This is a genomic window from uncultured Thiodictyon sp., assembly GCF_903946935.1.
In the GTDB taxonomy this organism is placed as follows: Bacteria; Pseudomonadota; Gammaproteobacteria; order Chromatiales; family Chromatiaceae; genus Thiodictyon.
Genome location: NZ_CAJAXH010000147.1, coordinates 1 through 7,825 on the forward strand (window position 1 = coordinate 1; position 7,825 = coordinate 7,825).

The 7,825-nt window shown below is 64.7% G+C and carries 7 protein-coding genes and 1 pseudogene; 3 read left to right on the top strand and 5 right to left on the bottom strand.

The window, feature by feature from the left end:
• Nucleotides 1-184, bottom strand: a pseudogene (locus QZX93_RS13105) (IS4 family transposase); the annotation flags it as partial.
• 488 nt (nucleotides 185-672) lie between these two features.
• Between QZX93_RS13105 and QZX93_RS13110 the strand changes: the two are divergent.
• Together QZX93_RS13110 and QZX93_RS13115 are read left to right on the top strand one after the other, a co-directional pair.
• On the top strand, nucleotides 673-1,869 hold the full coding sequence (locus QZX93_RS13110; RefSeq protein ID WP_295388021.1) for a galactosyldiacylglycerol synthase: 1,197 nt from the start codon (nucleotides 673-675) through the stop codon (nucleotides 1,867-1,869).
• On the top strand, nucleotides 1,866-2,231 hold the full coding sequence (locus QZX93_RS13115; RefSeq protein WP_295388024.1) for a hypothetical protein: 366 nt from the start codon (nucleotides 1,866-1,868) through the stop codon (nucleotides 2,229-2,231). The genes QZX93_RS13110 and QZX93_RS13115 overlap by 4 nt, the downstream gene beginning before the upstream one ends.
• Before the next feature lie 2 nt (nucleotides 2,232-2,233).
• On the opposite strand, the gene QZX93_RS13120 is transcribed toward QZX93_RS13115, so the two are convergent.
• From QZX93_RS13120 to QZX93_RS13135, 4 genes are all read right to left on the bottom strand, one after another.
• The gene (locus tag QZX93_RS13120) at nucleotides 2,234-3,409 is read right to left on the bottom strand and encodes a glycosyltransferase family 1 protein (protein ID WP_295388040.1); all 1,176 of its coding nucleotides are present in this window, start codon (nucleotides 3,407-3,409) and stop codon (nucleotides 2,234-2,236) included.
• A gap of 5 nt (nucleotides 3,410-3,414) precedes the next feature.
• Nucleotides 3,415-4,182: a GNAT family N-acyltransferase gene (locus QZX93_RS13125; RefSeq protein WP_295388027.1), complete on the bottom strand. Its 768-nt coding sequence runs from the start codon at nucleotides 4,180-4,182 to the stop codon at nucleotides 3,415-3,417.
• A 307-nt stretch (nucleotides 4,183-4,489) separates the two neighbouring features.
• Complete coding sequence (locus QZX93_RS13130) at nucleotides 4,490-5,182, bottom strand: HAD family hydrolase (RefSeq protein WP_295388030.1); 693 nt, start codon at nucleotides 5,180-5,182, stop codon at nucleotides 4,490-4,492.
• Nucleotides 5,183-5,734: 552 nt separating this feature from the next.
• On the bottom strand, nucleotides 5,735-6,286 hold the full coding sequence (locus tag QZX93_RS13135; RefSeq protein ID WP_295388034.1) for an arginine decarboxylase, pyruvoyl-dependent: 552 nt from the start codon (nucleotides 6,284-6,286) through the stop codon (nucleotides 5,735-5,737).
• Nucleotides 6,287-6,516: 230 nt separating this feature from the next.
• Between QZX93_RS13135 and speB the strand changes: the two genes are divergently transcribed.
• Nucleotides 6,517-7,515, top strand: coding sequence for an agmatinase (gene speB / locus QZX93_RS13140; RefSeq protein WP_295388037.1), 999 nt, complete (start codon nucleotides 6,517-6,519; stop codon nucleotides 7,513-7,515).
• Nucleotides 7,516-7,825: the final 310 nt, after the last annotated feature.

The window sequence follows — 7,825 nt, forward strand, 5'->3', positions numbered from 1 at the left end:
ATACGACTTGCAGCATCAGTCCCACGAGCGACGAGAACAGAATGTCACGCGTGTATTGGGTCTGGCGCGTGACCTCAAACCACTGGTCCAGTTTCTCGGCATTGAGCAACTGCTCCAGCAGGGCGCGTACCATGACGGTAGAAGGACTTTTCTCGGCAAATTTCTGGAGGATTTCGCCAAACATGGCTGCTGGGGCTCTCGGGTAGCGCTGAAAATACACTTATCTTACAATATGTTGATGACACCTTAAAAGGGCTGGGCTCTGGGACACGAAGACGCGTCCAATATTAGACCTTGACTCTAGCAGGCTGTCGGACTTAGTGATGCAACCGATTGAATGCAAAGAGTTTCCTCTTTTGCGCCAAAAAGTCGTTTTCCTTTTTAATCAATCGGTTACGCCATCAAGTCCGACAGGCTGCTAGATTGGTAAACCGAGAAAGACGTTTTATTTTGAACCATACCGTGAGGCAGGCCGCCGCACCCCCGGTCGCCGGTGAACGGGCCAGTCGTCGCGAGCGGCGGTCACACGACTGTCACCAGGACCATTGATAATCGGGTCAATCCTGACCGCTATGGTGCAGTCGTTTGGAACCTCGCTTTGTGACCCGTTGCGCCCCCTCTTTTTTACACGGAATCTCGCTGGCCTCGCCACCGTGTGCAGCGACTGCCGCCATGCGGCGTGTCGACCTGATTTGGTTCAACGCCGGTGGCGGTCATCGCGCCGCGGCCCAGGCCTTGGAGCAGAGTATCCATGACCAGGGGCTGCCATGGTGTGTGCGCAAGGTCAATCTGACCCAGGTGTTGGACCCGCGCGGGCGTTTCCGTCGCTACACCGGCATGGAGCCCGAGGACCTCTACAATCAGCGTCTGGCCACCGGCTTTACGCTCGGTCTGGCCCAGGAACTCAAACTGCTGCAAGGGGCGATCCGCCTGGGTCACGGCCCCCTGGTGCGGCGGCTGGCGGGTCATTGGGAGGGGACGCGCCCCGACCTCGTCGTCTCTCTGATCCCCAACTTCAATCGCCCGCTGCACGAGGCCCTGGCGCTGGCCTGTCCGGGGGTGCCCTTCGTCACTGTGCTGACCGACATGGCGGATCATCCGCCGCATTTCTGGATCGAGCCCGATCTTGCACAGCATCTGGTGTGCGGCACCGAACACGCGCGCGCTCAGGCGCTGGCCGCCGGCTGCGCCCCCAGTCGTGTGTATCTCAGTAGCGGGATGATCCTGCGCCCGGAGTTTTACCAGCAGGCGCCGCTCGATCGTGCCGCCGAGCGGCAGCGCCTGGGCCTGGACGCCGACACCCCTACCGGCCTGGTGCTGTTCGGCGGTACCGGTTCGCGGGCGATGAAGGGGATTGCCGCGCGCCTGCCGGATACGCCGTTGATCCTGATGTGTGGTCGCAATCAGGCCCTGGCCGATACGCTGCGCGCCATGCCGGCGCGCGCACCGCGGGTGGTGGTTGGCTTTACCACCGAGGTGGCGCGCTGGATGCGGCTCGCGGATTTCTTTATCGGCAAGCCGGGGCCGGGCAGCCTGAGCGAGGCCGTGCAGCAGGGGCTGCCGGTGATCGTGACCCGCAATCCCTGGACCATGCCGCAAGAGCGCTGGAATACGCAGTGGGTGCGCGAGCATGGGCTGGGTGTCGTGCATCGCCATTTTCGCACCGTCCGGGCGGCGGTGGATGAGCTGACGCGCGACCTGCCCGACTATCAGCTGCGCGTGCGCCGGGTGGAGAATCGCGCGGTATTCGAGGTGCCGCAGATCCTCGAGCGCATCCTGGCCCAGGCGCGGGTGCCGAGCCGCCGCGAGCATCCAGCCGCCGTGCCGACGCTCACCCTGGCCCCCTGCCTGCCGGTGCGCCATTTATGAAGACCACCTTAGCGGCCGTTGGCTGCGTCCTGCTCTCGGTGACTGCGCAATTCCTGATCAAGGCCGGGATGTCGAGCGTTGCGGTGAAGGCGGCATTGGCGCAGCCCGCCGGGCCTCACCTGGTCACGACCCTCATGCTCAGTCCGGGGATACTCAGCGGGTTCCTGCTCTATACGCTCGGGGCGGTGGCCTGGTTAGGCGTATTGGCGCGCTGGGATGTCAGCAAGGCCTATCCGCTGGAGGGCTTGGGATTCGCCCTGGCGGTGATGGTCGGCTTCTTGATTGGCGAAGAGGTGACGCTGGTGCGCACCCTGGGGGTACTCTTGATCTGCGCCGGGGTCTACGTGGTCAGTTTGAGCTAGGTTTATTCGGGCGTTGCCGCCAGACCTTCAGGGCGATGTGGCATGGCGTGCCGGCGAATCACATCGAATAGGCAGCGCTCCACCGCGTCGATGACCCCATCCCAGTCCAGCGTCTCGGCCGTGGCCCTGGCCTTGACCCCATAGCGGCGCAGGCGCCCCAGGTCCTGGGCCACCGCCACGGCGGCAGCGATAAAGGCGCCGGGGTCGCCAGGGTCGACGGTGATGCCGTTGTCCCAGGAGCGGATGATATTGTGGGCCGCCGCATCGTCGAAGGCGACCACCGCGAGCCCGCTGGCCATGGCCTCGGGCACCACATTGCCGAAGGTCTCGGTGAGGCTTGGGAAGACGAACAGGTCGGCACTGGCATAGTGTTCGGCGAGCTCGACCCCAACCTTGGCGCCGGCGAAGCGAAATTGCGGATAGGCCCGTCGCAGTCGGGCCAACTCCGGGCCATCGCCCACCAGCATGCATTGCGCATTGGGCAGGGCCGCCTGGGTGCGGGTGAAGGTCTCCAGTACCAGTGCGATATTCTTTTCTGCCGCGAGGCGACCGACATAGAGCAGCAGCGGGTCCGCGGGGGCGCAGCCCCAGCGGGCGCGCAGTTCAGTGCGCCGACGTGTCGGATTGAACAGTGTGGTGTCGACCCCGCGCCCGACCACCTGGACCTTGTTGAATCCCTCGGCCGTCAAGCGGTCGCGCAATTCCGCGGTGGGGACCAGGGTGGCGTCGGAGCGGTTGTGAAAGCGACGCAAGGCGCGGGCGATGGGTGCCGCCAGCAGCCCCAGCCCATAGTGCAGGCTGTATTGCTCGAACTGGGTGTGAAAGCCCGTCAGCGTAGGGATGGCCACCGCCTGCGCGGCCCTGAGCGCGGCCTGTCCCAGCGGTCCCTCGGTGGCGATATAGACGACATCTGGGCGCTGCCTGTGCCACTGCCGGCGCAGGCGCCAATACACCGGCAGCCCGAAACGCAAACCGGGATAGCCCGGGATGGGTAGGCCGGGCACCAGGGTCTCGGTGGGGTGCGGCTTGCGGTCGGTCGCCTGACGCGGTCGGATCACCTGAACCCGATGGCCGCGCTGCGCCAGGCGCGCGACCAATTGCCGCATGGTATTGGCGACACCATTGATCTCAGGGGGGTAGGTCTCGGTGACGACCGCGACTTGCAGGGCCTGTGCCATCGGGCTCAAGTCGCGTCCGCGCGCTCGATGAAGTGCCTGGAATAGGCCGGGTTGAGCTCCGCGACCCGCAGTAGGATGAGCACGTCGGCGACGCCAAAGTCCGGGTCCCGGCAGGGCTCGCCGCAGGCCCGCGCGCCCAAGCGAAAATAGGCCTTCAGCAAGGGGGGCAGGGGGGCATCGAGCACCGCGTCCGGGACCGCGCTGCTCAAGAGCGGCACGCGCGGGTTGACGCGCAGCTCCGGTGCCGCCATGGCCTGACGGCGGATGCGGTTCATGATGGCCGCGGCCTGGATATCGTCGGCACCTAATGGAATACTGGCACAGCCGAACAGATAGTCGAACCCGTGCAGTTGGATGAAGCCGGCCAATCCCGACCACAACACCGCGATGGCCGCACCCTGGCGGTAGTCCGGGGCAATGCAGGTGCGACCGATTTCCAGCTTTCGCCCGGGGAGTGTGGCTACCGGTCCCAGGTCGAACTCGCCCTGAGAATAGAAACACCCGCTACGCTGGGCGTTGGTATCGGTCAATAGCCGGGTGCAGCCGACCACCCGGCCGGTATTGGCCTCGCGTACCAACAGGTGTTGACAGACGCTGTCGAAGTCATCGACATCCAGTCCCTGATGGCCCCCCTTGAGCTTGGCCCCAAACTCCTCGCCAAAGACGCGAAAGCGCAGCGACTGGGCCTCGCGGACCTCGTATGCGCTGGTGGCGAGTTCGACGAACAGGCGCGCACCGCGCCTCAGGGGTACTGCGGGGGCGATCGCTGGCATGGATGATCCTCGGCTCATTAAAGAAGCAGCATCCACTGTATCCAGCCGCTGTTGCCGGCCCGTGAGGAAATGATGACGATACGGTTAACCCAGCCTAGAAAGAGTATTTGGCCGCAAATGAACGCAAACGAACGCAAATAAATACAAGAGGACATCTGTGGCTTGCTGAAGCATGCAGTGTACCCGGCGGGTGAGCCGAGCTTGTTCGAGGCGGACCCATAAGCCACTGGTCTATCTTGCGTTTCTTTGCGTTCATTTGCGGCTTAACTGCTGATTTTAGGTTTCGCGCCGCGGCCGGCCGCGGACACTATGCTGGCGCGCCCGCGAGACCCAGGGCATGGAGTAGCCGCGCGGCCAGATCGGCCGGGCTGCGGGAGATCAACTCCTCCGGGATGCCGTGACGCACGGTGAGCCGCTCAAAATCCTCGAAACCGTATGACACGATGAAGGGCTGGAGGCCCGCGCCCACCGCCGCCTGATAGTCTCTAGCCTCGTCGCCGCAGGCAAAGGCGAGTGCCGGGTTGACCTCGAACTGGGCGCGCACCGCACGGAAGGCGTCCAACTTCTCCAAGGCCAAGGGCAAATGGACCAGGAAGTGAAAGCGGGCCGGGTCGAAGCCCTCGCGCCGGAACAGGGTCTCCAGGGTCGCGACCGGGTCCCGGGTGATGTTGCGGGTCACGATCCCCACGCGCAGCCCGGGCTGGTCCGTCAGTCGCTCCAGCAGTTGGGCCATCCCCTCGTAGAGGTGGCCCTCCTCACGATAAATGTCGGTCAGCGTGGCGATGAGACGCGAGCGCTTCGCCCGGGCGAACTGCTTGCGCAGATTGCGCGGAAACTCCTTCACCCCGCCCAGGTACTTGAAAACATGGCGCCGTTTCTGGAAGCCGGTCAGCGGGCCGATGTCCATGTCATGCAGGGCAAAGGTCCTGTCGATGGCGCTGAAGGCATCCACGGTAGTGCCGTCGGCGTCCAAAATGATCAGTCGGTCGTTGCTGTACATAGTGCAGTCGAGGTCCGTGCAGGCAAGGGGTGCTGGGCTGATCTCATGCTTTCGCCGACGGCGCAGATTCATGAGTGGACGCGCCGCGGTCCATCCTGCTGCGTCCGCCGGATCGGCGCCCACCCATTATACGGGAAACCCTTCATACTGCTTGTCGGCGGGAAGACTGACTGAATCCCCGCCGCCTGTGAGACCAGGAACTCGCGTGTAGCGAAGCCGTAACAAATCGCGGTTAGACTCCCCGGTCCTGGCTGGCGCCTCGGGTCACCCGGCATGGCCGAATCGGCTGTCCGCGGGACGCCCCCGGCATGACCGGCGCGTTTTGCTGGTCACGCAAGACGCCCACCAGCGCTGATATCCTCTTGCCGTTAATCCCGGCAGCCGTACCCCACATCAACATACTGCACAAAGGAGTCTCGTCGAGGACTATGTGCTCATGCTGAAAAACGACCCGGACCGCTACCAACGCGTGCTCGATGCCAACCGCGGCGAGCACAAGGCGCGGTGAACTGACCCGCGGTCGGGCCACAGACCGACGCGATGACCTAGCGCTCAGGAGAACAGGAACACCGCCGCACTGACGGCACAGGTCCGCCGTCCATCGGGGTCGCCTTGCGTGGCCGCGGTGATCGACAGGCTCTCGATTACCAGATGGCTGTGCTCGTAGATGCTGCGGCGCTCGTTCCAGGCGACCTCAGGATCCAGCTCGAGCCCGAGCGAACTGGCGAGCATGCTGGCGGCGAGGTCTTCGGCATGGTCCCCGCTCTGTGTTTCCGTTTCGCCGAATCCGTGGTGTTCGGAGATGTAGCCATAGCCATCGGGGTCCGTGGGTCGGGCGAGTCCGACGCTGGCATGGATGCGGCGGCCGGGCTCGTTGGTCTCGCTGCGGGCCATCACACAGAAGGTGATGTCGCCGGGCCTGAGGGCCTCCAGCCCGACCTCGCGCGGGATCAACAGGCAGTGGGGCGGGACGATGGACGAGACATAGACCAGGTTCTGCTGCTCAATGTCGGCATCGCGCAGGGCCAGCTCGAAAGCGGTTAGGGCGTGGCGGTGAACGCCGATGCCCCGGGTCAAGAACACGCGCACAGGTGTCGGAAACATAGTCGATTCCTCTCGGCAGTTGCGGGCGTTGATCATAACTCCGGCCACCCGACCTCTCGTAACACCGCTCCAGCGGCTGGGCAAGTAGTCGCAGACACCAACCCCGCCGTCCCTGGGAGCGCCGACAGCCTGTCGGCGACGGCGCGAAGCGCCGTTGGATCCGCGCGAAAACAAGATCCTTTGCGATTTACCGCGAAACCGCGAACCGCCTGCGGCGGTTGGCTGACAGCATGTCGGCGCTCCCAGTGGCAGGATTGTTGACCAAGGCCGAGGATACCGTCGGCACGATCGGCAAGCCGACGCATTATGATAGGTTCCAGGCGATCTTAACGGCCGGCGTTTTCCAAACCATGACACCCACCTTTGCCATCCCGCCCACCTTTCTCGGCAGCACCCTGAACCCCGCGGCCGCGCGCATCTGCGTGGCTGGCGTGCCGTTGGACCTTGGCACCACCAACCGCTCCGGAGCCCGCGAGGGGCCACACGCGGTGCGCCGTGCCAGCCGCATGCTGGTCGACGGCGACAACCCGGCGAACTGGCGCGACCCACGCACCCTGGGCCTCGCGGATGTCGGCGACTTCGCCATTGCCCTCGGCGACCTCCCCGGCTCCCTGTCCCTGATCGCCGACCAGGCGGCTCAATATGCCCACCTGGTCACCATCGGCGGCGACCACAGTATCACCTTGGGGCTGCTGCGGGCGCTGGCGCAGCGGTGCGGGCCGGTCGGAATCGTGCATTTCGACGCCCATGTGGACACCTGGCCCGACAGCTTCGGTCAGCCGCTCGGCCACGGCTCGGTATTCTACCGGGCCATCGTCGAGGGCCTGGTCGATCCGCGGCGGATGATCCAGATCGGCATCCGTTCGCCCGTCGAGCGCGCCGTTTACGATTGGACCCTGGCCCAGGGCGTGCGCATCGTCACCGCCGAGGAGGTCCACGAGACCGGACCGCGGGCCGTCGCCGCTCAGGTGCATGCCGTCCTCGCGTCCGGCCCCGCCTATCTCTCATTCGACATCGATGCCATCGACCCCGGCCAGGCGCCCGGCACCGGCACCCCCGAGGTCGGGGGACTGTGTACCTGGCAGGTCATGGCGATCCTCAAACGGTTGGAGGGGATCGACTTCCGTGGCATGGACCTGGTCGAGGTCGCCCCCGCCTATGACGTGGCCGAGATTACCGCCTTGGCCGGGGCATCGGTGATCTGGCAGTACCTCTGTCTGCACCCCTGAGCAAAGGGTATCAGGCGACTTCTTGATTGCGGACGGGGCCAGGTCGGCGGGTCGGTGCGGGAGCGGTTCGCAGGCATGAAGGCGTTGCGGTCGTGACCCCGGCCGGGGGCGCCGACCCGCCCGCACGCCAAGAGAGCGGCGGAAAGAGTCGCGCGGTGTTAGCATTCTTAGGCTAGTACCGCAGGATGAAAATCCTAATACCGTTTCTGAAGAGCGCGTTGTAAGATGCAAACTTCGTGATCTACTCTGGTTTTTTCGATGCCCTTGCTTCGTCCTGCGCCTGTCCTCGTAACCGATCGCGAGCGTCAAC

Excerpts from the sequence above, each read along its gene's own strand:
- QZX93_RS13115 (WP_295388024.1), top strand. The coding sequence starts at position 1,866 with ATGAAGACCACCTTAGCGGCCGTTGGCTGCGTCCTGCTCTCGGTGACT.
- speB (WP_295388037.1), top strand. The coding sequence starts at position 6,517 with ATGTCGGCGCTCCCAGTGGCAGGATTGTTGACCAAGGCCGAGGATACC.
- QZX93_RS13130 (WP_295388030.1), bottom strand. The coding sequence starts at position 5,182 with ATGTACAGCAACGACCGACTGATCATTTTGGACGCCGACGGCACTACC.
- QZX93_RS13125 (WP_295388027.1), bottom strand. The coding sequence starts at position 4,182 with ATGCCAGCGATCGCCCCCGCAGTACCCCTGAGGCGCGGTGCGCGCCTG.
- QZX93_RS13110 (WP_295388021.1), top strand. The coding sequence starts at position 673 with ATGCGGCGTGTCGACCTGATTTGGTTCAACGCCGGTGGCGGTCATCGC.
- QZX93_RS13135 (WP_295388034.1), bottom strand. The coding sequence starts at position 6,286 with ATGTTTCCGACACCTGTGCGCGTGTTCTTGACCCGGGGCATCGGCGTT.
- QZX93_RS13120 (WP_295388040.1), bottom strand. The coding sequence starts at position 3,409 with ATGGCACAGGCCCTGCAAGTCGCGGTCGTCACCGAGACCTACCCCCCT.